This is a genomic window from Pseudomonas piscis (assembly GCF_009380155.1).
GTDB lineage: Bacteria > Pseudomonadota > Gammaproteobacteria > Pseudomonadales > Pseudomonadaceae > Aquipseudomonas > Aquipseudomonas piscis.
Genome location: NZ_WHUV01000003.1, coordinates 802,908 through 826,316 on the forward strand (window position 1 = coordinate 802,908; position 23,409 = coordinate 826,316).

General features: G+C 63.5%; 23 protein-coding genes. 3 read left to right on the top strand and 20 right to left on the bottom strand.

Going from position 1 to position 23,409, the window contains the following annotated elements; all coding sequences use genetic code 11:
* Positions 1-77: 77 nt before the first annotated feature.
* The 5 genes from GDH07_RS20730 to GDH07_RS20750 all read right to left on the bottom strand — a co-directional run bounded on the left by GDH07_RS20730 (position 78) and on the right by GDH07_RS20750 (position 4,695).
* Entirely contained in the window at positions 78-1,067 is a 990-nt protein-coding gene (locus GDH07_RS20730; protein ID WP_152898743.1) for an ABC transporter ATP-binding protein, read from the bottom strand.
* Entirely contained in the window at positions 1,064-1,864 is an 801-nt protein-coding gene (locus GDH07_RS20735) for an ABC transporter permease (RefSeq protein ID WP_022640186.1), read from the bottom strand. Before GDH07_RS20735 ends, GDH07_RS20730 begins: the two co-directional genes overlap by 4 nt.
* The gene (locus tag GDH07_RS20740) at positions 1,851-2,696 is read right to left on the bottom strand and encodes an ABC transporter permease (protein WP_022640185.1); all 846 of its coding nucleotides are present in this window, start codon (positions 2,694-2,696) and stop codon (positions 1,851-1,853) included. Before GDH07_RS20740 ends, GDH07_RS20735 begins: the two co-directional genes overlap by 14 nt.
* Positions 2,693-3,499 carry an alkaline phosphatase family protein gene (locus tag GDH07_RS20745; RefSeq protein WP_022640184.1) on the bottom strand — a complete coding sequence of 269 codons (807 nt, stop codon included), beginning with the start codon at positions 3,497-3,499 and terminating at the stop codon, positions 2,693-2,695. Before GDH07_RS20745 ends, GDH07_RS20740 begins: the two co-directional genes overlap by 4 nt.
* 128 nt (positions 3,500-3,627) lie before the next feature.
* Entirely contained in the window at positions 3,628-4,695 is a 1,068-nt protein-coding gene (locus GDH07_RS20750) for an ABC transporter substrate-binding protein (RefSeq protein WP_022640183.1), read from the bottom strand.
* A 362-nt stretch (positions 4,696-5,057) separates the two neighbouring features.
* Between GDH07_RS20750 and GDH07_RS20755 the strand changes: the two genes are divergently transcribed.
* Positions 5,058-5,771 (top strand): UTRA domain-containing protein, encoded by a 714-nt coding sequence (locus tag GDH07_RS20755; protein WP_022640182.1) that lies wholly within the window; start codon positions 5,058-5,060, stop codon positions 5,769-5,771.
* A 40-nt stretch (positions 5,772-5,811) separates the two neighbouring features.
* Here GDH07_RS20755 and GDH07_RS20760 read toward each other — a convergent pair whose 3' ends face one another.
* The 9 genes from GDH07_RS20760 to minC form a co-directional block, all read right to left on the bottom strand.
* Complete coding sequence (locus GDH07_RS20760; RefSeq protein WP_022640181.1) at positions 5,812-7,158, bottom strand: amidohydrolase; 1,347 nt, start codon at positions 7,156-7,158, stop codon at positions 5,812-5,814.
* A 122-nt stretch (positions 7,159-7,280) separates the two neighbouring features.
* The gene (locus GDH07_RS20765) at positions 7,281-9,440 is read right to left on the bottom strand and encodes a mechanosensitive ion channel family protein (protein ID WP_343038302.1); all 2,160 of its coding nucleotides are present in this window, start codon (positions 9,438-9,440) and stop codon (positions 7,281-7,283) included.
* Positions 9,441-9,520: 80 nt separating this feature from the next.
* The gene (locus tag GDH07_RS32340; protein ID WP_022640180.1) at positions 9,521-9,697 is read right to left on the bottom strand and encodes a hypothetical protein; all 177 of its coding nucleotides are present in this window, start codon (positions 9,695-9,697) and stop codon (positions 9,521-9,523) included.
* A 149-nt stretch (positions 9,698-9,846) separates the two neighbouring features.
* A complete protein-coding gene (locus tag GDH07_RS20770) occupies positions 9,847-11,136 on the bottom strand; it encodes a M18 family aminopeptidase (RefSeq protein WP_152898744.1) in 1,290 nt (429 codons plus the stop codon).
* A gap of 97 nt (positions 11,137-11,233) precedes the next feature.
* Positions 11,234-12,331 (bottom strand): hypothetical protein, encoded by a 1,098-nt coding sequence (locus GDH07_RS20775; protein ID WP_152898745.1) that lies wholly within the window; start codon positions 12,329-12,331, stop codon positions 11,234-11,236.
* Between the two features lie 49 nt (positions 12,332-12,380).
* Positions 12,381-13,016 carry an RluA family pseudouridine synthase gene (locus tag GDH07_RS20780; protein ID WP_152898746.1) on the bottom strand — a complete coding sequence of 212 codons (636 nt, stop codon included), beginning with the start codon at positions 13,014-13,016 and terminating at the stop codon, positions 12,381-12,383.
* 90 nt (positions 13,017-13,106) lie between these two features.
* Positions 13,107-13,361: a cell division topological specificity factor MinE gene (gene minE, locus GDH07_RS20785; RefSeq protein WP_010224188.1), complete on the bottom strand. Its 255-nt coding sequence runs from the start codon at positions 13,359-13,361 to the stop codon at positions 13,107-13,109.
* Positions 13,361-14,173: a septum site-determining protein MinD gene (gene minD / locus GDH07_RS20790; protein WP_031320287.1), complete on the bottom strand. Its 813-nt coding sequence runs from the start codon at positions 14,171-14,173 to the stop codon at positions 13,361-13,363. The genes minE and minD overlap by 1 nt, the downstream gene beginning before the upstream one ends.
* 200 nt (positions 14,174-14,373) lie before the next feature.
* The gene (minC, locus tag GDH07_RS20795; RefSeq protein ID WP_053133272.1) at positions 14,374-15,111 is read right to left on the bottom strand and encodes a septum site-determining protein MinC; all 738 of its coding nucleotides are present in this window, start codon (positions 15,109-15,111) and stop codon (positions 14,374-14,376) included.
* Between the two features lie 121 nt (positions 15,112-15,232).
* On the opposite strand from minC, the gene GDH07_RS20800 reads away from it, so the two are divergent.
* Positions 15,233-16,165, top strand: coding sequence for a lipid A biosynthesis lauroyl acyltransferase (locus tag GDH07_RS20800; protein ID WP_022640175.1), 933 nt, complete (start codon positions 15,233-15,235; stop codon positions 16,163-16,165).
* A gap of 50 nt (positions 16,166-16,215) precedes the next feature.
* Positions 16,216-17,388: a patatin-like phospholipase family protein gene (locus GDH07_RS20805; RefSeq protein WP_152898747.1), complete on the top strand. Its 1,173-nt coding sequence runs from the start codon at positions 16,216-16,218 to the stop codon at positions 17,386-17,388.
* 19 nt (positions 17,389-17,407) lie between these two features.
* Here GDH07_RS20805 and GDH07_RS20810 read toward each other — a convergent pair whose 3' ends face one another.
* The 6 genes from GDH07_RS20810 to GDH07_RS20835 form a co-directional block, all read right to left on the bottom strand.
* Complete coding sequence (locus tag GDH07_RS20810) at positions 17,408-18,262, bottom strand: pirin family protein (RefSeq protein WP_152898748.1); 855 nt, start codon at positions 18,260-18,262, stop codon at positions 17,408-17,410.
* 148 nt (positions 18,263-18,410) lie between these two features.
* On the bottom strand, positions 18,411-19,196 hold the full coding sequence (locus GDH07_RS20815) for an outer membrane protein OmpK (protein WP_031320285.1): 786 nt from the start codon (positions 19,194-19,196) through the stop codon (positions 18,411-18,413).
* Positions 19,193-19,684, bottom strand: coding sequence for a hypothetical protein (locus GDH07_RS20820; protein ID WP_152898749.1), 492 nt, complete (start codon positions 19,682-19,684; stop codon positions 19,193-19,195). The genes GDH07_RS20815 and GDH07_RS20820 overlap by 4 nt, the downstream gene beginning before the upstream one ends.
* 126 nt (positions 19,685-19,810) lie before the next feature.
* Positions 19,811-21,169 (bottom strand): nucleobase:cation symporter-2 family protein, encoded by a 1,359-nt coding sequence (locus tag GDH07_RS20825; protein WP_022640171.1) that lies wholly within the window; start codon positions 21,167-21,169, stop codon positions 19,811-19,813.
* A 172-nt stretch (positions 21,170-21,341) separates the two neighbouring features.
* A complete protein-coding gene (locus GDH07_RS20830) occupies positions 21,342-22,649 on the bottom strand; it encodes a urate hydroxylase PuuD (protein WP_053133266.1) in 1,308 nt (435 codons plus the stop codon).
* Between the two features lie 51 nt (positions 22,650-22,700).
* Complete coding sequence (locus GDH07_RS20835; RefSeq protein WP_022640170.1) at positions 22,701-23,204, bottom strand: ureidoglycolate lyase; 504 nt, start codon at positions 23,202-23,204, stop codon at positions 22,701-22,703.
* Positions 23,205-23,409 lie beyond the last annotated feature (205 nt).

Below are 23,409 nucleotides of genomic sequence, written 5' to 3' on the forward strand. Positions count from 1 at the left end.
AGCTGCAAGAATTGGATTTAGGTACTTAGCGGTCTATCTATAACTTGAAGCTCGCAGCTTGAAGCTTGTCGCTGCCGTCAAGCTACCTCACACAGGGCGCTCGGATCGATGGATAACGCCAGGCGCTGGCCATTGGCGTGCAGGTCGGCAGCCGAACGGTTGAGTACATCCACCACCAGTTCCACGCCGTGGGCCTCGACTCGATAGCGGATGACGTTGCCCAGCAAGCTGTGGCCACGGATCAGCGCGTCCGGCTGGCCGTCCCTGCGCAGCTCGATGGCCTCGGGGCGAATGGCGATGCGCCCGCTCACCGGGCGCTGCAACAGCTTGCTGGCGCTCTCGGCGTCCAGGAGGTTGTAGTTGCCGATGAAGCCGGCGGCGAATGCATCCACCGGCGCGGTGTACAGGGTCTCGGCATCGCCACTCTGGACGATCTGGCCCTGGTTCATCAGGAAAATCCGGTCCGACAGGGTCAGCGCTTCTTCCTGGTCATGGGTGACGAAGATGGTGGTCAGGCCCAGTTCCTGCTGGATATTGCGGATTTGCTCGCGCAGGTGCTTGCGGATCCGCGCGTCCAGTGCCGACAGCGGCTCATCCAGCAACAGCAGGCGCGGCCGGGTCACCAGGGAACGGGCCAGGGCCACGCGCTGGCACTGGCCGCCGGAGAGCTGGTGTGGGTAGCGGCTGGCGAAGTCCTTTAGCTCCACCAGTTGCAGGGCTTCACTGACGCGCTTGTGGCTGTCGTCGGCGTTGACCTTCTGCATGCGCAGGCCGAAGGCGACGTTCTGTTCCACGGTCATGTTGGGGAACAGCGCATAGCTTTGGAACACCATACCGATCCCGCGTTTCTGCGGGCTCAGGGGCACGATATCCTGGCCGTCGAGGAGAATCTTGCCGGCATCCACCGGAGTCAGCCCGGCGATGCAGCGCAGCAGGGTGGACTTGCCGCAGCCGGAGGGGCCCAGCAGGGTGACGAACTCGCCCTTGTGGATCTGGCAGTTGATATCGCTGAACACCGTGGTGCCCGCGTAGTGCTTTTGCAGGTGTTGCACGTCGACGAAGCTCATTGGCTCTTGTCCCTGTTCAGGATGTTGGCGGCCCAGGTCAGGACCAGCACGAAGAAGAAGTAGGAGATCACCAGGGCGCTGGTGAAGTGGCCGCTGCTGTTGCGCATGTTGTTCAGGTATACCTGCAGGGTTTCGTAGCGGGTGCCCACCAGGATGTTGGCGAACACGAACTCGCCGAACAGGAACGAGAAGGACAGCAGCAGCGCCACCATCAGGCCCTTGCGCAGGTTCGGCAGGACTACCAGCAAGGCCGCCTGCCAGGTGCTGGCGCCCAGGAGCTGGGCGGCGTCCATCAGGTCCCGCAGGTTGATCGCCTGCAGGTTGTTGGTGATGGCCCGGTACATGAACGGCAGGGCCACGGTGAAGTAGCAGCCGATCAGGATCCACGGCGTGCCGACCATGGCCAGGGGGCCTGAGCCGTATAACTGCAGCAGGCCCACCGAGGACACCACCGGCGGCACCGCGAAGGGCAGCAGGATCAGGATGTTCATCAGCGCATCGAGCTTGGGAAAGTGGTAGTGCACCACGAACAGCAGCGGCAGGATCAGCACCACCGACAAGACCAGGGCGCCGACGCAGACCAGCAGCGACTGGCCGAAGGCCGCGAGAAAGCGCGGGTCGCTCCACAGCTGCAAGTACCACTTGAAGGTGAAGCCGCTGGGCAGGATGGTCGCCGACCAACTGCTGGCGATGGAGTAAATGAAGGTCCCCAGCAGCGGCAATAGCAGGATGGCGAACAGCAGCCAGACCACGAACCGGTGGTAGAGGGCGACGGAGCCGGATTCAGCGCGAGACATGGTAGCTCCTCTTGAGCAGCAACTGATGGACGATGGTCACCAGGGTCATCAGCGCCACCAGCACCACCGCCAGGGCGCTGGCCATGTTCGGGTCCAGGGAAATGTCCCCGGAAACCATGGCCGCGATGCGGATCGGCAGGACGTTGAAGTTGCCGGTGGTCAGGGCATAGACCGTGGCATAGGCGCCCAGGGCGTTGGCCAGCAGGATCACGAAGGTGCCCAGCAGCGCCGGGGTCAGCACTGGAAGGCCGATATGCCGCCAGAACTGCCAGCCGCTGGCGCCCAGCAGGGCGGCGGATTCGCGCCAGTCTTCGCGCAGTGCGTCGAAAGCCGGGTACAGCAATAGCACCCCAAGCGGGATCTGGAAGTAGGTGTAGAGGATGATCAAGCCGGTCTTGGAGTAGAGGTTGAAGTCCTGGATGACCCCCGACTGCTTGAGCATGATGGTGATGGCACCGTTGAAGCCCAGCAGGATGATGAACGCGAAGGCCAGGGGCACGCCGGCGAAGTTGCTGGTCATGTTGGCGAAGGCATTGACGAAGTTGCGCAACCTGGAGTCGACCCGGCGCAGCGAGTAGCTACCCAGCACGGCGATGATGATGCCGAACACGCTGGACCAGAAGCTGATCTCCAGGCTGTACTGGATCGCCTGCAGGTAGAACTTCGAACTGAAGATCTTGTTGAAGTTGGCCAGGCCCCAGCCGAACTCCTCGGACTGCAGGCTGTTGATCAGCACCCACGCCAGCGGGGCCAGCTGGAACACGATGAAGAACAGGGCGAAAGGCACCAGGCACAAGGCCGCCAGCCATTTGCCACGGGTCACTGAATTCACTTCAACAGCTCCCGGCAGAAGGGTTTGTCGTGGGGTACGCCGAGCAGTTGGCAAATGGTGCCGCACAGTTCGGTCTGCTTCGGTGTGGCCCCGGGATCGAGGCTGAAGGCCCCGCCGATGACGAACAGCGGCACCTCCCGTTCCTCGGGCAGCAGGCCATTGTGCGAACGATCGGCGTTCATGCCGTGGTCGGCGGTCACCAGCACCTGGTAGCCGGCGTCGAGCCAGCCTTGCAGGTAGTCGGCCAGGATGATGTCGGCCGAGCGTGCGCTGTTGCGATACTGGGCGCTGTCCAGGCCGTGCTTGTGGCCGGCGTCGTCGATGTTCATCGGGTGCACCAGCAACAGGTTGGGAGCGTGGCGCAGGCGCAGGTCCTCGGCATCGGCGAACAGGTGGGAGTCGGGGTAGTGGTCGCTCCAGTAGAAGTGGCCGTACTGGATCGGCAACTCAGGGGCGACGGTGTGCCGGTCTCGCGCTGCATTGAACGGCGTGCGGTTGTACAGCTCGCTGATCCAGTGGTAGGCGGCAGCGGCGGTGCCCAGGCCGGCGGCCCGGGCGTAATGGAACAGGCTGCGCTGGGTGGACAGGCGCGAGACCTGGTTGTGCACGATGCCGCTGTCGATCGGCGGCACCCCGGTGAGGATGCATTCGTACAGCGGGCGGGACAGTGCCGGAAGCTCGCATTCCAGTTGGTACAGCGCTGCGCGTCCTGCGCCGACATAGGCTTGAAGATGTCCCATGGCGTGGCGGGCGACCTGGTGATTGAGGCCGTCGAGCACGACAAGGATGACGTTGTGTGACATGGGGCAAGGGCTCCGCAAGACCGAACAATCTCGTAGGAGCGCAGCTTGCCCGCGATGGTATCGCTGCGATTTCAAGATAGGCCGCAGCGCCTGGATCGCGGGCAAGCCTCGCCCCTACGGAAGCAGCATTACTGCATGTTGATGATCACTTCTTCCTGCCACTTCTGCGGCAGGGCCTTGGAGGTCTTCTCCCAGGCTTCGGCGTCCTTGATCGGCGTCACGTGCTTGTACTGCTCGTTGGGCAGCAGGTTGGCCTTGACGTCCGCCGGCAGGTTGACGTGCTCGGCACGGATTGGGCGGGCATTGCCACGGGCCAGGTTGACCTGCCCGGCGTCGCTGAAGATGTACTCGCGGGTCAGCTTGGCCGCATTCGGGTGCTTGGCGTACTTGTTGATGATGGTGGTGTAGCCGGAGATCACCGAGCCGTCGGACGGGATCAGCACTTCGTAGTCGTCCTTGTTGACCATCTTGTTGCGGTAGCTCAGGCCGTTGAAGTCCCAGACCACGCCGACTTCCACTTCACCCTTCTCCATGGTGGCGATGGTCGGGTTGGCCAGGGACAGGCGCCCCTGCTTGGCGATCTCGGCGAACATCAGCAGCGCCGGTTGGATGTTCTTCTCGTCGCCGCCCTTGGCGATGGCGGCGGCCAGGACGCCGTTGGCAGCCTGGGCGGCGGTGCTCACGTCACCGATGGACACCTTGTACTTGCCCTTTTCCAGGTCGGCCCAGCTCTTGGGTGCTTCGGAACCGTGCAGCAGCTTCTTGTTGATGATGAAGGCGATGGTGCCGGTGTAGGCCAGGGCCCAGTTGCCGTCCTTGTCCTTGGCCCAGTCCGGGACCTGCGCCCAGGTGCTTGGCTTGTAGGGCTGGACCACGCCTTGCTTGACGGCGATCGGGCCGAACGCGGCGCCAACGTCGCCGATATCGGCGCTGGCATTGTCTTTCTCGGCGGCGAACTTGGCGATTTCCTGGGCCGAGCTCATGTCGGTGTCGATGTGCTTGAGGCCGTAGGTCTTGGCCAGGTCTTCCCAGGTGCCTTTCCAGTTGGCCCAGTCATCGGGCATGCCGACGCTGTTGATGGCGCCTTCCGCCTTCGCAGCGGCTTCCAGGGTTTTCAAGTCGTTGTCAGCGGCCATGGCGGCGGTGCACATGGCGATGGTCGAACCTAACAGTGATGCCAGGAAAAGCTGTTTCATCCGAAGCTCCTTTGGGCGTGTTCCACGCTGCGTTGTGATCGACAGTCTTGCGGTGGATTGGTCTAGGTCAGCAATACCTGAGCCAATCTAAGCCTGTTGGATGACACTTTTATGTCGATGCCTGCTGCGAACGCCTGGAACCAGGCGCAGGCTCGACACTGCGAACTAAGCGTAGACCACGGCAAAACTCCCGTTTTCAAAGGCCCTGGCGGGAAAGTTGCAGCTCTGGCCTGGGCCGTTCGCAAGCTTTGTCACATATCAGTCATCTGCGTTGCCTAGGCTTTGCAGTCAGGAGCAGGGGGCCGTACAGGTCGCTGCCAGGCACTGGGACGGTGCTGGTCTAGTCCAGATAGGTAACGTTGATGCGTATAGAGGCAACCAAGGCGGTGACAGCCATCGGCCAGGTACTGCAAGAACAGATCGCCCATGGCTTGCTGGCACCGGGGAGCAAGCTGCCGGCCGAGCGCAAGCTCAGCGAGCTGTTCGCCACTACCCGGATCACCGTGCGTGAGGCTCTGCTGCAACTGGAGGCCCAGGGACAGATCTACCGCGAGGAGCGTCGTGGCTGGTTCGTTTCGCCGCCGCGCCTGGCCTATAACCTGATGCAGCGCAGCCATTTCCACGCCATGGTCAGCGCCCAGGGCCGGGTACCGTCCACCGAGGTGATTTGTGCACGTTTGCAACCGGCGTCGGCGGCGGTCTGCGCCTGGTTGCAACTCCCGGCCTTGTCCAGCGTGATCCAGATCTGTCGCGTGCGACGGATCGACGAGCGTCTGGTGCTGTATGTCGAGCATTACCTGAATCCGCAGTACTTCCCGAAGATCCTCGACCTGGATCTGAACCAGTCGATCACCGAGCTGTACGCCCGGCACTACGACCTGCACTACGGGCGGGTGCGTTTCGAGATCGTGCCCACTTCCCTGCCGCCGGAAGCGGCCGCGGCGCTCAAGGTCTCGGTGGGCAGCCCGGGACTGCGCATCGCCCGGGTCAACTACGACCAGCATCAGCGGCTGATCGATTGCGACCTGGAGTTCTGGCGCCACGATGCGATCCACGTTGGTGTGGATGTGGCCTGAGCCCGCTGCCTTCGCGCCAGCGGGCAGGGTTGGACAGCGCCTAGGGCTTGGCTCCGGCGAATAGATAGTCGGTGGTCAAGGACGCCAGGGTCCGCACGCCCACCACCAGCGCCGACTCGTCGACGAAGAATCCCGGGTTGTGGTTCGGCGCGGCCTTGGCCATGTCCTGGTCCCGGGGCGTCACGCCGAGAAACACGAACAGTCCCGGCGCCTGCTTGGCATAGAAGGAAAAGTCCTCCGCGCCGCCCACCAGCGGCCCTTGCACCACATCGTCCTTGGCCGCCCAGCGCAGGCTTGGCAGCATCTTCTCGGTCAGGGCCGGGTCGTTGATGGTCGGGTCGTACTTCTCGATGATGCTCACTTCGGCCTTGGCGCCGCCGCTCTCGGCGATCCGTTCCACGGTCTGGCGTACATCGCTGTGCAGTTTCTGGCGAATGCCATAGTCGTAGGAGCGGATGGTGCCGGTCATGTCCACCGATTCGGGAATGATGTTGTAGCGTGTGCCGCCGTTGATGGTGCCGATGCTGACCACCGACGGGTACGACGAAATATCGGTACGGCGGCTGACCACGGTCTGCAGCCCGACGATGGCCTGGGCCCCGACGGTGATCGGGTCGATGCCGTCCCAGGGGCGGCCGGCGTGGGTCTGCTTGCCGAGGATGCGGATGCGCAGGTCGTCGGAGCTGGCCAGGGTCGGGCCCGGGCGATAGGCGATGCGCCCGGCGGGAATCCCGGCCCAGACATGCAGGCCGAACACCGCGTCCGGCTTGGGCGATTGCATCACGCCTTCCTGCACCATCATCTTCGCGCCCCAGACGTTCTTGCCGTCAGGAATGAAATCGCTCGGGCCTTCTTCGGCGGGCTGGAAATAGAACACCACGGTGCCTGGCAGGCGCTCGCGCATGTCGCTGAGGACTTTCGCCGTGCTCAGCAAGATTGCCGTGTGGGCGTCGTGGCCGCAGGCGTGCATGACGTCCACCTCCTTGTCCAGGTAGCGCCCCTTGGCCTTGGAGGCGAACGGCAGGTCCGCGACCTCCTTGACCGGCAGTGCGTCCATGTCGGCGCGCAAGGCCACGGTGGGGCCGGGCAGGCCACCCTTGAGCACCGCCACCACGCCGGTGCGGGCGACGCCCGTCCGGACTTCCAGGCCCAGGGCGCGCAACTGCGTGGCTACCAGCTCGGCAGTGCGGTGTTCGGTGTTGCCCAGTTCAGGGTGGGCATGGATATCGCGACGGGTTGCCAGCAGTGTCGGTTCCAGCGCCTTGGCCTGTTCGGCGATGTGCTTGCGGGCCTGCGCCATGGCGCTGTCGTCGGCGGCATGGACGTAGTGGCCGGACAAGGCCAGGACACTGGCCAGGCAAGCGCTGGCGATAGTGGATAGCTGCATGGGGACTCTCTCCTTGATTGTTGTTGTAGTACGGGGCTGCCAGGTCCCGTGGCGTGCTGTGCCGCCCTGTCTGGACCGCCTTGCCATGGAGCGCGCAGCCGTGCCCCGGCGTGCGGCTGGCCTTACGCCTCGGCCTGGGAGCCGCCCCCGGCGGTGACCACCTGGATGCTCATGCGCGGGGTCGCCAGGTCCAGCCCGGCCTCGTCGAGGTGGCGCTTGAGCGACAGATTGAAGGCCCGGGACACTTCCCATTGCTTGATCGGCGCGGTCTTGAAGCGGGCGCGGAGGATGGCGCTGCCGGATTCGAAGCTCTCCACCCCCTGGATCTCCAGGGGCGACCAGATATTGCGCCGCTGCAGCGGATCGCTGCGCATCTTCTGGCCGACATCGCGCATCAGCTTGATCGCATCGTCGATCTCCATGTTGTGGGGGATCGCCACGCGGAAGATGGCGTAGCCGAACTCCCGGGAGTAGTTCTTGATGCTCTTGATCTCGCTGAACGGAATGGTGTGGACGATGCCGTCTATGTCCCGCAGGCGCACGGTGCGGATGGTCAGGCCCTCGACGGTGCCCAGGTGGCCGCCGACATCCACGTAGTCGTCGATGGCCAGGGAGTCCTCGATGATGATGAACAGGCCGGTGATCAGGTCCGCCACCAGCGACTGAGCGCCGAAACCGATGGCCAGGCCGATCACACCGGCACCGGCCAGCAGCGGCGTGACATTCATGCCCATGTTGGCCAGGGCGACGATGGTGGCGATGATGAAGATCGCCACGAACAGCACGTTGCGGATCAACGGCATCATGGTCTGGGCGCGGGCATTGGCCAAGCCCTTGCGCGAGCGGGTCAGCGCGTGGTGCACGGCGGTGTCGCTGAGGATCCAGATCAGCCAGGCGAAGATCAGGGTGCCGCCGAGGCCGAACAGCTTGACGCTGACTTCGTGGCCGTCGCCTTCGGTGAAGCGGATCAGCGACATGCCCCAGACCCGCAAGCCCAGTTCGATGAATGCCAGCCACACGGCGAGGTGGGCCAGGGTGTAGAAGAACCCCTTTAGCCGCTCGGAATACAGCGCATGGCGCTTGTGCCCGCGGTGGGGGCGCTGGGCATGGCGGCGCACCAGGCCATTGATCACCATGCACAGCACCAGCAGCACGGTGCATAGCAGCGACTGGCGCAGGGCGGTGCTGGTGTCGCCGGCGGAGACGAAGGTGGCGAACAGCGAGATGCCCACCAGCACCAGGGCAGGGAGGTACCAGAACGTACCGATGATCTCGATGGTGTCGCTCAAGGCCCGGCGCGTCAGGCGGCGCGCCAGGGGCTGGTTGCGGATCAGGTGGGCGATCGGCCGCCGGAAACGCAGGATGAACACCCCGGTGGACAGGGCGGCCATGACATTGGCGAAGGTCGCGGCGGTATGGGCCAGGTGCTGGCCGAGGCTGGCTACCATGCGCGGATCGCTCAGGGCCTCGCCGAAGGCGGCGAAGCTGCCGATCCACCACAGCGGCCGAAACGCCTGGCGCCGCAGGATATACAGGGCGCGATGGCGGTGGGGGCCGTCGAGCACCGAGAATGCCACCACGCAGATCGCCGAGAAGCAGGTGCCGACCACCAGGGCATAGGCCAGGACCATGGCCAGGTCCTTGCCCAGGGACGAGGGCAGGGAATAGGTCATGTACACGGTGATCAGCAGGGCGATCATCCAGGGGCCGAGCTTGCGCAAGGCGAAGCGCAAGAGGTCCCAGGTCTTGGGGTGCTGGGGCAGGTCCTCGGTAAGGCCGAAGCGCAGGCGCACGCGATGGCTGAGCCAGATCAGCGCCGCTGCCAGCAGGCTCCAGACCATGAGGATCAGGGCAAAAGCGAAGATGATCGGCAGCCACTGGCTGGCCGGCAGAACCAGGGCCGCCAGTTCCTGCTTGGCCAGCTCGAACTCGTCGGTCCAGCGGGTCGCGGGGCTGTCAGCGCCGGAAAACTGCTTCTCCAGGGTCGACAAGGTGCCGCCGATCAGCCCGAGCACGCCTTCCTCGGGGGTGGGCTGGGCTTTTTTCGTGGTGTCGCGCAGGCGCTTGAGGTCCGCCAGCAGCTTGGCCCGCTGCTGGTCGTTCTCCAGGGACTTGATCACTTGGTCCAGGGACTGCCCCAGGGGCTCCTCGGCTTGCGGCTGGGGCTTGGCCTGGTTGCCCAGCAGGCCAGGCAGGCCGACGGCCTGGGCGCTGTTGAGGGGCAGGAGGGTCAGCAGGCAGACGAGCACATAGCAGGGCAGGGCGAACAGACGAGCGAACACTGGGCGGTCAACCTCGGACGTTTACGGTATCGACCGAGTGTACGAGGCCGCCAAATCCAATGCGAGGGCGAGCGGCGCTTTTATTCCGCGAGCTTGGCCAGGATCTTGTAGACCACGGTGCCGAGGATCAGCAGCATGCCGATCCACATGCTGAGCACGCCTAGGTTCTTGTCGCGGAAATTGAAGCCGATGGCCAGCAAGATCATGCCAATGAGGATCGGCACGAGCATGGCATGGAATGAAGACATCGAAATCATGGCAATGGCCTCCTCAGAAGGAATGTTTATAAGTCTAGGTCGTTTTGTCGCGATTCGTAGTGATGTGCATCAGCGACCGGCGATCTGTCGCCGGTACCGGGGCCGCGCTGGCGCAGGTGCGAGTGCCTGTGCCAGCAGCGGTTGGTGGTTTACGGCAGCTCTTGGCTGGCGTAGAAGGCGCTCAGCACCTTGACCAGGTGGGCCAGGTCGTGGCTGCCGCACAGCTCGCGGATCGAGTGCATGGCGAAGGTCGGCAGGCCGATATCGACGGTGCGCACACCCAGGTGGCTGGCGGTGATCGGGCCGATGGTCGAGCCGCAGCCCATGTCGCTGCGCACCACGAAACTCTGCACCGGCACCTCTTCGGCCATGCACAGGTGACGGAAGAAACCGGCGGTTTCGCTGTTGGTGGCATAGCGCTGGTTGCTGTTGACCTTGATCACCGGGCCGGCGTTGAGCTTGGGGCCGTGATTGGCGTCGTGTTTGTCGGCGTAGTTGGGGTGGACCCCGTGGGCGTTGTCGGCGGAGACCAGAAGCGACTTCTGGATGGTGCGCACGAACTCGTCGCCCTCGGGCAGCAAGCGGCGCAGGGTCTGCTCGAGCATCGGGCCGTCGGCGCCGCAGGCCGAGCAGGAGCCGACTTCCTCATGGTCGTTGCACACCAGCACGCAGGTTTCGTCGCTATCGGCATTGAGCAGGGCCTGCAGGCCGGCGTAGCAGGACAGCAGGTTGTCCAGGCGCGCGCCGGCGATGAAGTCCTCGTGCAGGCCGATCACCGCCGCGCCCTGGGTATCGTAGAAGCTCAGCTCGTAGTCCAGCACTACGTCGGCGTTCAGGCCGTGTTCACGGGCCAGCTGGTCGGTCAGCACGGCACGGAAATCCACGCGCTCGTCGCCGGCGAACTGGGCGAGGATCGGTGGCAGTTCGTTCTGCGCGTTGATGGCCCAACCCTGGTTGGCTTCACGGTTGAGGTGGATGGCCAGGTTGGGAATGATCGCGATCGGCGCCTTGAAGTCGATCAGTTGGCTTTCCACCTTGCCATCGCGGCGGAAGGTCACTCGGCCGGCCAGGGACAGGTCGCGGTCGAACCAGGGGGCAAGCAATGCGCCGCCGTAGACTTCCACGCCCAGTTGCCAGAAGCCCTGGCGTTGCAGCTCTGGTTGGGGCTTGACCCGTAGGCACGGGCTGTCGGTATGGGCGCCGACCATGCGGATGCCGCCGTGCAGAGGGGAGTGCCGACCCAGCTTGATGGCGACGATGGAGGAATCGTTGCGCGTGACGTAGTAGCGACCATTGGCTTCGGTGGTCCACGGCTCGCGCTCGTCCAGGCGCTGGTAGCCTGCTGCTTCCAGGCGTTGAGCCAGGCTGGCAGTGGCATGGAAAGGGGTAGGGGAGGCCTTGAGGAAGTCGATCAGGCCTTGGTTCAGCTCTTCGCGCATAAGTAGCTCCAGACAGCAGTGGCGCGAGTTTAACGTATTGGGCAGGGCCTATGGGCAAGAGCATGCGGTGCTTGCCCATCCTGTGGGTGAGGGAGCCTCAGGCGGTGTGTTGGCGCAGGTAGCCGAGAATGACCGGGTGGTCTTCCTGGCGCTCGGGCATTGGCAGGTGTTCCGGCCAGGTGTTGTCCTCAAGGGCCAGCATGGCTTGCTGTTGTTCGTCGCAGCGGCCGATTTCACGGGATGCACATTCCCACCAGGCATGCCGGCACGCCGAATGATACGGCGTATCGGGCAGCGAACTGCCATAGAGCACGTCGCGGCCGATCTTTTTCTGTCCCCCTTTGAGTTTGCGCAATCGCCACTTGATCTGCAGTCGTTGCCATAGGGGTGGTAGGGGTTTGCTCCGGGGCATTTCCTGGCACAGCTTGATCAGCTCGCAGCGGTAGTCTTCGCCGTGCAGAGCAAAAAAATACGCCTGCATGGGATGGAAGAAGCGTTTTGCCGCGAAGAAGTGATAGACGTGTTTCCTGGCTTCCTGTACTGGCTTGCCGCGCATGCTGAATGACAGGGCGACTTGTTCGATGGTATGGATCTCGAAAGGCTCGCGGGTCCACTCGTCGATCAGTTCGATGGCCCGTTCCAGTATCGGCAAGTCGCTGTCGGTGAGGCCGCACAGCCCACTGTTGTAGAGCCGGAAGTCGCTATCAGGCTCGATGCCGTGGGGCTTCAGGCACTGGCCGAGCTTGTGGTAGGCCGGGCGCTTGCTGACGTCCCGCCAGTGATATTCGAAGCAGTCCATCAGGTAACGCCGAGGGCTGATCTGCTTGAACAGCAGATGCGGGCTCTTCAGGAACAGGGTGTCGGTATCGACGAAGAGGGTCTTCTCGGCGTATTGCAAGCCGCTGGCGATGGCGCAGGCCTTGCGCCGGTGGTGGTAGCCGTTTTGGCCCTGCCATTGCTGCAGGATCTGCTCATCCAGGGTGACAGTGTCCACGGGCCAGCCGGCATAGTCCTCTGGCCGGTCGGTCATGATCCTGATGCACAGCGATTCACTGCTCTTCAAGTGACTGAGGGCGGTGAGGATGCTGAACTTGACTTCGCGCCGGTAAATCGGATTGTTGCCGTAGACCAGATAGAGCAGTTGTTGCGGTGTTTTCACTGGGCTGGGGGAAGACGGTAATGCAGGGGGCGTCATCGTTTCGAGTGTCCTTACTACTGAATAGGCGCTGGAGAATCGGATGTCGTCAGAACGGTGCAGGGCATTCGAAGCGCAGGCGCTCGCCGGTCTGGGGGTGGGTGAAGGCCAGCATGCTGGCATGCAGGCACAGGCGCGGCCAGGCGGCCAGGGCCTGGGGATGGGCGTAGAGACCGTCGCCCAACAATGGGTGGCCGATCGACAGCATATGTACTCGTAACTGGTGAGAGCGGCCGGTGATAGGGGTCAACTCGACCCGGCACCAGTCGCCGCAGCGCTCCAGCACGCGCCAGAAGGTCAGGGCGTGCTTGCCCTGCTCGTGGTCCACCACGTGCCGTGGCTTGGTCGGCGGGTCATAGCGCAGAGGCAAGTCGATGCTGCCGCTGTCCAGTTCCGGCTGGCCCCAGCACAGGGCGGTATAGGCTTTTTCGGTTTCGCGGTCATGAAACTGCCGGGACAGTTCGCGATGGGTGTCCGGGTCCCGGGCCAGGAGAATGATTCCCGAGGTTTCCCAGTCCAGGCGGTGGACGATGCGGGCTTCGGGATAGCCGTTTTCCTGCAGGCGGGTGATCAGGCAGTCCTTGTTGTCGTCGGCGCGACCGGGCACCGAAAGCAGCAGCGTAGGTTTGTTCGCCACCAGAATGGCGGCATCCTGGTACAGGATGTGGATATTGGACAACGGCATCAAAACAGTCTCGTAACAAACGCCAACGGCGGCTAGCCGACCCCATGCATGCATGAGGCCCGCGAGCCGCCGTGGTTTCCGCCCGGTCGATCAGCGATCAGGCAGAGTGATGTTGAGTTCAAGGATCGAGCAGCTACCCTGGTTTTCCAGGGCGACCTGCACATCATCGGACCCGATATTGACGTACTTGCGGATCACTTCCACCAGTTCCTTCTGCAAGGCGGGCAAGTAATCGGGGGTGCTGCGCTGGCCGCGTTCATGCGCCACGATAATCTGTAGACGCTCTTTCGCTACCGACGCGGTACTGACCTTTTTGCTGGCACGAAAGAAGTCGAAAAGATTCATTATCTACCTCCAAACAGGCGCTCGAAGAATCCCTTCTTCTCGACATTCAGGAACCGGTGTTCTTTTTCCTTGCCCAGCAAGCGATCGACAGTATCGCTGTAGGCTTGGCCGGCATCGCTCTGGTCGTCGAGGATGACAGGGATACCCTGGTTGGAAGCCTTCAGTACCGCCTGGGATTCCGGGATCACGCCCAGCAGGCGGACGGCGAGGATTTCCTTGACGTCTTCGACGCCGAGCATTTCGCCTTTCTCGACACGCTCGGGGTGGTAGCGGGTGATCAGCAGGTGTTCCTGGATCGGCTCCTCGCCTTTTTCCGCGCGACGCGACTTGCTGGCCAGCAGGCCCAGCATGCGGTCGGAGTCACGGACCGAGGATACTTCCGGGTTGGTCACGACGATCGCTTCGTCAGCGAAGTACATGGCCAGGTGGGCGCCTTTTTCGATGCCGGCCGGGGAGTCGCAGACCACGAAGTCGAAGGACTCCTTGAGCTCCATCAGGACTTTTTCCACGCCTTCCTGGGTCAGGGCATCCTTGTCGCGGGTCTGGCTGGCGGCCAGTACGTAGAGGTTTTCCAGGCGCTTGTCTTTGATCAGGGCTTGTTGCAGGTTGGCTTCGCCATTTACCACGTTGACGAAGTCATACACCACGCGACGCTCGCAGCCCATGATCAGGTCGAGGTTACGCAGGCCGACGTCGAAGTCGACGATGACAGTCTTGTGGCCACGCAGAGCGAGGCCGGTACCGATAGCGGCGCTGGTGGTGGTTTTACCCACACCACCCTTGCCGGATGTAACAACGAGAATCTTGGCCAAGGTGTTTCACCCCTAAGGAAAAAGGACTTTGGGTCCCTGAAAAACATCTCTTGAAAACTACTGCAGTCGGACAGCCTTGGCTGGAGCTCGGTCAGTGGCAGGGTTTATCTTCGATAAACGCTGCTTATTGCCAATTTCCCACTTCGTTTGAGCCGTATTCGCTACGTTTTAGAGATGCTTGGAAAATACGGCAGTATCCGTTAAAGACGGATGATGTTCAACACGTCACCCGACAGGCTGACCTGGACTCCAGAGCCCCAGAGGGGGTCGCGCCGCAGGTCCTCGGAGACCTTGTACTGGCCAGCGATGGAGATCAGTTCGGCGCTCAGTTGCTGGCAGAAAATCCGTGCCTTGGTGTCGCCCTTGACACCGGCCAGGGCTCGGCCACGCATCGGGCCGTATACATGGATATTGCCATCGGCGAGAAGTTCCGCACCGGGGCTGACCGAGGACACCACCACCAGGTCGCCACCCTGGGCGTAGATCTGCTGGCCACCACGTACTGGCGAGGTGATGATGCGGGTCGGCTTGACCGTGGGTTCAGGGGGCTTTTCCGGCGCCTTGCGGACTTCGCTTTCCGGCGGCTCCAGTGGCCGTTCCCGGGCTCCGGAAGGCGGCAGTACCGGCAGGTCCACGGCGATCGCCGCAGCGATGTCCTCGATGCGGCTGGCGCGGATGGCCAGGGTCCGCAGGCCGTGATGACGGCAGACGCGCATCAGCCCGGGCAGGTCCACCGAGCCTTCGGCGGCGGGCAGCTTGTCCAGGGCCAGTACCAGTGGGGCGTTGCTGAAGAAGTTCGGGGCCTGGGCGACCTTGGCGGCCAGCTGGCGATCGAGACCTTCCAGGTCGTTGCGGGCCAGCTCCAGCACAGTGATGGCGAGCATGCTGCCCTTTAACTGGAAGACAGGATCTTGGTCTAGCAATTCGGTTTGGCTCATGGTCTGCAGGGGGCGGCTTGTCACTAAAAGTGCCGAGACTTATAACGAGAACGCCCGCGGGCCGCAAGCCAGGTCGAACCGTTGTAGAATGCGCGACCTTGTTGTCTGTCCGGAATCTGTAATGGATCGCCCGCGTTTTCGAGCTGCATTCCTTCATCCTCGCTTTTGGCCGCTGTGGCTGGGTCTCGGGGTGTTATGGCTGGTCGTCCAGCTGCCCTATCCTTTATTACTGCTGATCGGTCGCGCCCTGGGAGCCCTGATGTACCGGGTCGCCGGTGAGCGCCGGCGGATCGCCCAGCGCAACCTGGAGCTGTGCTTCCCGGAAAAGTCCGCCCAGGAGCGCAAGCGCCTGCTCAAGGAGAACTTCGCGTCCACCGGCATCGCCTTCTTCGAGATGGCCATGAGCTGGTGGTGGTCCAAGCCGCGCCTGGCACGCCTGGCCCATGTCGAGGGGCTGGAGCACCTCAGGCAAGCCCAGCGCGAAGGGCAGGGAGTGATCCTCATGGCCCTGCACTTCACCACCCTGGAAATCGGCGCGGCCCTGCTGGGCCAGCAGCACACCATCGATGGCATGTACCGCGAGCACAAGAACCCGCTGTTCGACTTCATCCAGCGTCGTGGCCGTGAACGACACAACCTCGACTCACTGGCGGTGGAGCGCGAGGACGTACGCGGCATGCTCAAGCTGCTGCGCTCCGGTCGCGCCATCTGGTACGCGCCGGATCAAGACTACGGCGCCAAGCAGAGCCTGTTCGTGCCGCTGTTCGGCATCCAGGCCGCCACGGTCACCGCCACCACCAAGTTCGCCCGCCTGGGCAAGGCGCTGGTGGTGCCGTTCACCCAGGAGCGCCTGGCCGATGGCAGCGGTTATCGGCTGGTGATCCATCCGCCGATGACGGACTTTCCCGGCGCCAGCGAGGAAGCGGATTGCCTGCGGATCAACCAGTGGGTCGAGAGCGCGCTGCGTGCCTGCCCCGAGCAGTACCTGTGGGCCCACCGGCGTTTCAAGAGCCGTCCGCCAGGCGAGCCCCGGCTTTACCCGAAACGCGGTTGATTCCCCGACAGTGACTAGCGCCCCCAAGGCGTCATGGATGGAGTGGATTGATGAGTGCGGTGCAACCGGTCACAGGTTTGATTCTTTCCGGCGGTGGGGCCCGAGCGGCCTACCAGGTGGGGGTGCTGTCGGCGATCGCCGAATTGCTGGGGCCCGGGGCCCGCAATCCGTTTCCGGTGATCGTCGGCACTTCCGCCGGCGCGATCAATGCGGTCAGCCTGGCCAGTGGTGCCAGCAATTTTTCCGCGGCGATCGAACGCCTGACAACTTTCTGGGGCAACTTTCGCAGTCACCAGGTGATGCGCAGCGATTGGCCGGGAGTGATTCGCCAGGCCAGCCGCTTCGTTGGCCACAGCCTGCTGGGCCTGGGTTCCCAGGTGCCGGTGGCGTTGATCAACAGCTCGCCGCTACGCGATCTGCTCGACCAGCACATGCAGCTCGCGGGGATCGACGAGGCCATCGCCCTGGGGCAACTGCACGCGGTGGCGGTCACGGCTTTCGGTTATGAATCCGGCCAGGCGGTGACCTTCTACCAGGGCGGCGGAGTGATCGATCCCTGGCTGCGGCACCGGCGGATCGGTCTTCCCACGCGCTTGACTGTGGATCACCTGCTGGCCAGTTCGGCCATTCCACTGCTGTTCGCCCCGGTGAAGCTGCAGCAGGAGTACTTCGGCGATGGCGCGGTGCGCCAGTCGGCGCCCATCAGCCCGGCCCTGCACCTGGGCGCGAGCCGGGTACTGGTGGTCGGGGTCAGCGGCAACCCGCGGGGCAACGACCCGCAGAGTCTCATGCAGCGCACCTACACCGGCCAGGAGCCGACCCTGGCGCAGATCGGCGGCCACATGCTCAACAGCACCTTCATCGACAGCCTGGAAAGCGACATCGAACTGCTCGAGCGGCTCAATCACTTCACCCGACTGGTACCGGGCGGCGCCAGCGAAAGTGGCTTGGGCATCGCTCCGGTGGAGGTGCTGGTGATCGCCCCCAGCCAGCCGATCGACGAGATCGCCGCGCGTCACCGCCACGAATTGCCGGCGGCCTTGCGCCTGTTCCTGCGCGGGCCGGGGGCGACCCGTACCAGTGGTGCCGGGGTGCTGAGCTACCTGCTGTTCGAAGCAGCCTACTGCAGCGAGTTGATCGAGCTGGGCCGCAGCGACGCCCTGGCCAAGGCTGGGGAGCTGGTGCGTTTCCTCGGTTTGCGCAAGGCCCTGGCCCCGGCCTGAAACCCCTGGCCTACGAGCCTCAGTCGGTCAGGCGGTCATCGCGAAAATCCCGCAAGGCCTGCTCGATTTCCTCCCGGCTATTCATCACGAAAGGGCCGTACTGCACCACCGGTTCTCCCAGGGGCTTGCCGGCAATCAGCAGCACCCGGGCGCCCGCGCGGCTGTCCAGGCGCAGCTCACCCTCGTCGGCCAGGCGTACCAGGCGGCTGCTGGCGACGCTCTGCGGGTGCCCCGGCAACTCGATCGAACCTTCATAGACGTACAGCAACACTCGGTGTCCCGCCGGCAGTCGTGGACTGACCGAGGCCCCGGCCGGCAGGTGCAGGTCGAAGTAATGCGGTTCGGTATGGGGGCGCTCCACTGCTCCGGCCTGCTGGCTGTGACCATCGTCGAAGCGTCCGGCGATCACCACCGCCTCGACCCCACCAGCCGTGGTCAGCCGCGGGATGTCCTGGGGCTGGATATCGCGATAGGCGGCCGGATCGAGCTTGTGCCGGCCCGGCAGATTCAGCCATAACTGGAAGCCGCGCATCACGCCTTGTTCCTGTTCCGGCATCTCGCTGTGGATGATGCCCTTGGCAGCGGTCATCCACTGTACGCCGCCGCTTTGCAGCAGGCCGACGTTGCCCAGGTGGTCTTCATGGCGCATGCGGCCTTCGAGCATGTAGGTCACGGTCTCGAAGCCACGGTGCGGGTGGGGCGGGAAGCCGGCGATGTAGTCGTCGGGGTTTTGTGAACCGAATTCGTCGAGCATCAGGAACGGATCGAAGCGTTCGACGCCCTGGCCACCGAAGACCCGGGTCAGTTTCACTCCGGCACCGTCGGATGCGGGCTGGCCGCTATGGACGCTGAGTACCTTGCGCAGTTGGGTCATGGAGCAACTCCTGGTCGATAAGTGGAATGAGCGGGATGTTATGCCTATCTCATCGATCGATGGTTGCGAAATGTGCGCTGGTTTTATCGAATTGGTCGATATTTTGCGTGCTGCCTCCAGCCATCGAAGGCAGCACCCGGGATGCCGCTTAGAAGTGGTACTTGACCAGCAGGCTGGCGGTGTCCTGGTTGGTCTCGAAGGCGCGAGAGTCCTGGACGCCGTACTTGTTCTTCCAGTAGTCGTACTCGAAACCGACGTACAGCTGCTTGGCGCCCCAGTTCAATGCCTTGCCCAGGTCGTACTTGACCTGTGGATTGAAGTGCAGGTTGGCGTGGTAGGTGCCCTTGGAATTGCGGTCGTTGTCCACGACCCAGTCCATGTAGCCGTCGATCAGGATGTCCGAGCGGCCCACGGGAATGGTGTAGGACCACACTGGGGTGATCTGCCAGACGTTGTCGCCCGGGCGGCTGCCTTCGGTGTGGCGCTGGTAGAAGTTGAGCTGGAAGTAGTCGAAGCCGGGTACCGCCAGGTCGAAACCGGGACCTACCAGGTAGGACTCGTTGTCGCCTTCGCCGAATTCATAGGTGAAGGCCAGGAGCACATCCTTGATCGGGCCGAATTCCAGCTTCTGGTCGAAGATCTTGCCGAACGACAGACGCGGGGTGAACTCGCCGTAGTAGGTGTTCGGGCCGACGTTGCCGTCTTTCTTGCCGTTATAGAAGATGCGGTCGAGGAAGAAGAAGTTGTCTCCGTACTTCCAGGCGTCGGCGTGCTCGAAGGTCACGGTCTGCTGGATCTGCGGATTGATGGTGAAGTTCTTGCCGTACAGGTAGGTCAGGCTGTTGTTCTGCCATTGCAGCAGGTCCCCGGCCATGGCCTGGCTCCCGGCCAGCAGGCCGGCGGCCAGCATCAGGCGTGTGCTCACAGGTTTCATTCGGTTGCTCCCAAAATAGGTGTTTCAATGTTTTTTTTGATCTGGCGCTCTGGTGTGGCGCCTTTTTTCTTTGCGTCGAACACTGTCCGATCACTCAGCTCGGCCGCTTTTAACGGCTGCTGTGGCAAGGCCGAAAAAAGCGAAAGAACCACCGCCCGGCTGTAGCGATACAGTCGGCAGAGGGTTCTTGTGCTTTGATTCTTGCGCCTTGATGCCTGCCTGGGCCGGGATAAGTTGGCTTTCAGGTCAGGTTTTTCGTCCGGGCTTTTTTTTACCTCGGAGTTGCGCGGCCGCGGAGAATACTGGCTCCCACGGCGGCGCTCAAGTACGGCACAGCGCTGTACTTGCAGCCACGCTGGGGCAGGCCGGGCGCCAGGTCTGGCCACCGGCTCGCAAGGATGGGGAATGGCAGGGCCATGACCGTTGGCGGCCTGGCTGCGTGGCGCCCGGGGAATGGGGGCCACTGGGTAACTGCGGGCAGTCTGCATGGTGGTGCTCCCTGGTTGTTCTTATTATCAAGGCGCAGCGGTGCAGGCAGCGCTGGGCCCAGGGTGGGCCGTGGCTGCGGTATCGGTTCAGGGCATGCTCGGGCGCCAACCTGGCGCCCGGGTCGTTCAATGCTGGTGGACTTGCCGGTGGCTGTCGGTGGCTCGTTCGGCACCCCCAAGGATGTTGAACAGCAGGTTCAGCAGCAGGGCGCTCAAGGTGGCCATGGCGATGCCGCTGTGGGTGATGGGGCTCATCCACAGCGGCAGGTGGGCGAAGAACTCCGGGCGTACCACCGGTATCAGGCCCATGCCGATGCTCACCGCCACCAGCAATTGGTTGCGCCGGTCGGCGATGTCGGCCTCCTGGAGGATCTTGATCCCGGTGGCCGCCACCATGCCGAACATGGCGATGGCCGCGCCACCCAGGACCGCCGGGGGAATCGACGCCACCAGGAAGGCCGCCTTGGGCAGCAGGCTGAGGACGATCAGCAAGCCGCCGGCGACCATGGTCACCGAACGGCAGCGAACCCCGGTCATCTGTACCAGGCCGATGTTCTGGGCGAACGAGGAATGGGTGAAGGTATTGAGGAAGCCGGCGAAGAACGAGGCTCCGGCATCACACAACAAGCCACGGCGCAGCATGCGCGGCGTGACTTCCTGGCCGGTGATCTTGCCCAGGGCCAGGAACATGCCGGTGGACTCGACGAAGATGATCACCACCACCAGGCACATGGAGAGGATGGGGGCCAGGTTGAATTGCGGCATGCCGAAGTGCAGGGGCGTCACCACCTGTAGCCAGGGCGCCTGGGCCAGGCCGCTGAGGTCGACCATGCCGATCAAGCCGCATAGCAGGTAGCCCAGGCCCATGCCGATCAGCACGGAAATGTTCACCCAGAACCCACGCATGAAGCGGTGGATCAGCAGGATGGTGCCCAGCACCAACCCGGCGACGATGAGGTAGATGGGGGAGCCGAATTGTGCCGAGGTCCCGCCGCCACCGGCCCAGTTCACCGCCACGGGGAACAGCGACAAGCCGATCGAGGTGATCACCGTGCCGGTGACCAGGGGCGGGAAGAAACGCACCACCTTGGACATGAAGGGCGCGATCAGCATGCCGAAGAACCCGGCGGCGATGGTGGCGCCGAAGATGCCCTGCAGGCCGATGCCGGGCATGCCGGCCATGGCCACCATGCTGCCCACGGCGGCGAAACTGGCGCCCATCATCACCGGCATGCGAATGCCCATGGGGCCGATGCCGAAGGACTGGACGATAGTGGCGATGCCGGCCACCAGCAGGTCGGCGTTGATCAGGAAGGCGATTTCTTCACGACTCAGGCCAGCGGCCTGTCCGATGATCAGCGGTACCGCGATCGCGCCGCCATACATCAGCAGGACGTGCTGCAAGCCGACCAGGATCAGTTGCAGGAAAGGCAAGCGCTGAATGGCTGGCGCATCGGGGACGCACTGTTCGGATGAATCGGACATGCAACACCTCGGATCTTTTTTATTCTTGTGATTTAGCCACCGCGCCATTGGCGTAGTGGTATGCAGCAACAGGCAAATCATGATCGGCCGATGGCGAGCCAGCCCGCCCCTACAGAAGCATCGATCCTGTAGACGCGAGCTGCTCGCCGCTGGGCCTGGCGCCAGGCGCTGATCAGTTGGTCTGGGCCCCCTGGGCGATCCAGGCGCCGATCAGTTCACGTTCCTGCTGGGTCATCTGGGTGATGTTGCCCAGGGGCATGATCTGGCTGGCGACGGCCTGGGCCTGGATGCGTGCCGCCTGCAAGCGGATCTGCTCGGGGGTATCGAACATCACCCCGGCTGGCGCGGCGCTGAACAACGGGCTGGTAGGCTTGGCCGAGTGGCAGACCGCGCAACGCTCCTGGATCACGTTGTGGACCTTCTCGAAGCTCGGCCCGGTATTGGCGGCCTGGGCCGGAGCGCTGGCGGCCGGAGCTGGCGCCGAGACTTGGGTGGCTGGCTTGGCACCCCCGCCCAGGGCGGTTTCCGGCAACGGCTGGTACTCGATCTTGGCGGGGGCCTTGGCCACTTCCGGGGTGCCGGGAGTGCCGGCCGGGCCGGTGACGTAGGCCAGGCAGATCATGCCCAGCGCCGCGACCGGCAGGGTCCAGGCGAACTTGTGGCTGTCATGGCGAGTGTTGAAGTAGTGGCGAACCAGCACCGCCGCTACCGCGATACCGGCCAGGATCAACCAGTTGTACTGGCTGCCGTAGGTGCTCGGGAAGTGGTTGCTGATCATGATGAACAGCACTGGCAGGGTGAAGTAGTTGTTGTGCCGCGAACGCAGCAAGCCCTTGGCCGGCAGGACCGGATCCGGCGTCTGGTTGGCCTCGATGGCCGCTACCAGCTGGCGCTGGGCCGGCATGATGATGCGGAACACGTTACCCACCATGATGGTGCCGATGATCGCCCCGGTATGCAGGTAGGCACCGCGACCGCTGAACACCTGGCTGAAGCCGAAGCAGGCGGCGATGATCAGCACGAACAGCACCAGGCCCAGCAGGGCCGGTTGCTTGCCCAGCGGCGAATCGCACAGGAAGTCGTAGATGAACCAGCCGGCGACCAGCGAACCGACGCCGATGGCGATGCCCTCGCCCCCGCTCAGGGTGCTGCCGGGGGCCAGCAGGTACAGGGTCGGGTTCCAGTAGAACACCAGGCACAGCAGGGCGATCCCCGACATCCAGGTGAAATAGGCTTCCCATTTGAACCAGTGCAGGTTCTCCGGCATCGAGGGTGGTGCCAGCTTGTACTTCTCCAGGTGATAGATACCGCCACCATGGATCGCCCAGAGATCGCCGGACAGGCCGTTCCTGGGGTTGACGCGATTGAGGTTGTTCTCCAGCCAGACGAAGTAGAACGATGCGCCGATCCAGGCCACACCGGTGATCATGTGTATCCAGCGCACGCTCAGGTTGAGCCATTCCAACAGATGTGCTTCCACAGTCTTTACCTCATGCCCGTCACCCTTGTTGTCGGGGGATCAGGCCTTCTCTTATTGGTGGGGGGCGAGGATCAAACGCTCATCCTCTTTGAAGAAATGCTCATCGCAGTTGTTGCCAGAACCACTGCGATCGACCACCAGGAAGTCATCCCGCTTTTCGATCGTCAGCACCGGGTGGTGCCAGACGCCGCGATGGTAGTTGATGCCCTGCCTGCCATTACTGACAAAGGCACGGACGAGACCTGATACAGGTGCATCGCCAAGTGGCGCGACCACGATCAGAAAGGGGTTGCCGAGCAGCGGGATGAAAGCCTGGCTGCCCAGCGGATGGCGTTCCAGCATGCGGATGGTGAGCGGCATCTCCAGCGCGTCGGCGCGGAAGATGCTGATGATCGCCCGGTCCTCCGGCTGGGCGGTCTCGACCGTCGCCAGGCGGTGGAAGCGCATGGTCGAACCGTTGTTGATCATGAAGTGGTCGCTGCCGTCGGTTTCGATCACGTCTCCGAAAGGGGCGAAGGCTTCTTTGCTCAGGGGCTCAATGGTCAATGTGCGCATGCTGTTCTTCTTGAATTCTCTATGGGTTGCTGTTGGCCATGTCCGGCACTGCTCACCGAGCGGTTTCAGCCTGCATCCCTGGCGGATGCCCAGGGCTGTTCGCGGCTCGTGTCCGGGAATCGGTGCGGCTGGATGCGAAGGTGCGGGCCCCGAGGTTCGGCGAGGCTCCGGACAGCCGGGCATGCACCCTTGCGGGTGGCGGGCT

Bases quoted from the DNA above. Each gene is read 5' to 3' on its own strand.
- GDH07_RS20730 (WP_152898743.1), bottom strand. From the start codon at position 1,067: ATGAGCTTCGTCGACGTGCAACACCTGCAAAAGCACTACGCGGGCACC.
- GDH07_RS20735 (WP_022640186.1), bottom strand. From the start codon at position 1,864: ATGTCTCGCGCTGAATCCGGCTCCGTCGCCCTCTACCACCGGTTCGTG.
- GDH07_RS20745 (WP_022640184.1), bottom strand. From the start codon at position 3,499: ATGTCACACAACGTCATCCTTGTCGTGCTCGACGGCCTCAATCACCAG.
- GDH07_RS20750 (WP_022640183.1), bottom strand. From the start codon at position 4,695: ATGAAACAGCTTTTCCTGGCATCACTGTTAGGTTCGACCATCGCCATG.
- GDH07_RS20755 (WP_022640182.1), top strand. From the start codon at position 5,058: ATGCGTATAGAGGCAACCAAGGCGGTGACAGCCATCGGCCAGGTACTG.
- GDH07_RS20760 (WP_022640181.1), bottom strand. From the start codon at position 7,158: ATGCAGCTATCCACTATCGCCAGCGCTTGCCTGGCCAGTGTCCTGGCC.
- GDH07_RS32340 (WP_022640180.1), bottom strand. From the start codon at position 9,697: ATGATTTCGATGTCTTCATTCCATGCCATGCTCGTGCCGATCCTCATT.
- GDH07_RS20770 (WP_152898744.1), bottom strand. From the start codon at position 11,136: ATGCGCGAAGAGCTGAACCAAGGCCTGATCGACTTCCTCAAGGCCTCC.
- GDH07_RS20775 (WP_152898745.1), bottom strand. From the start codon at position 12,331: ATGACGCCCCCTGCATTACCGTCTTCCCCCAGCCCAGTGAAAACACCG.
- GDH07_RS20780 (WP_152898746.1), bottom strand. From the start codon at position 13,016: ATGCCGTTGTCCAATATCCACATCCTGTACCAGGATGCCGCCATTCTG.
- minE (WP_010224188.1), bottom strand. From the start codon at position 13,361: ATGAATCTTTTCGACTTCTTTCGTGCCAGCAAAAAGGTCAGTACCGCG.
- minC (WP_053133272.1), bottom strand. From the start codon at position 15,111: ATGAGCCAAACCGAATTGCTAGACCAAGATCCTGTCTTCCAGTTAAAG.
- GDH07_RS20800 (WP_022640175.1), top strand. From the start codon at position 15,233: ATGGATCGCCCGCGTTTTCGAGCTGCATTCCTTCATCCTCGCTTTTGG.
- GDH07_RS20805 (WP_152898747.1), top strand. From the start codon at position 16,216: ATGAGTGCGGTGCAACCGGTCACAGGTTTGATTCTTTCCGGCGGTGGG.
- GDH07_RS20810 (WP_152898748.1), bottom strand. From the start codon at position 18,262: ATGACCCAACTGCGCAAGGTACTCAGCGTCCATAGCGGCCAGCCCGCA.
- GDH07_RS20815 (WP_031320285.1), bottom strand. From the start codon at position 19,196: ATGAAACCTGTGAGCACACGCCTGATGCTGGCCGCCGGCCTGCTGGCC.
- GDH07_RS20820 (WP_152898749.1), bottom strand. From the start codon at position 19,684: ATGCAGACTGCCCGCAGTTACCCAGTGGCCCCCATTCCCCGGGCGCCA.
- GDH07_RS20825 (WP_022640171.1), bottom strand. From the start codon at position 21,169: ATGTCCGATTCATCCGAACAGTGCGTCCCCGATGCGCCAGCCATTCAG.
- GDH07_RS20835 (WP_022640170.1), bottom strand. From the start codon at position 23,204: ATGCGCACATTGACCATTGAGCCCCTGAGCAAAGAAGCCTTCGCCCCT.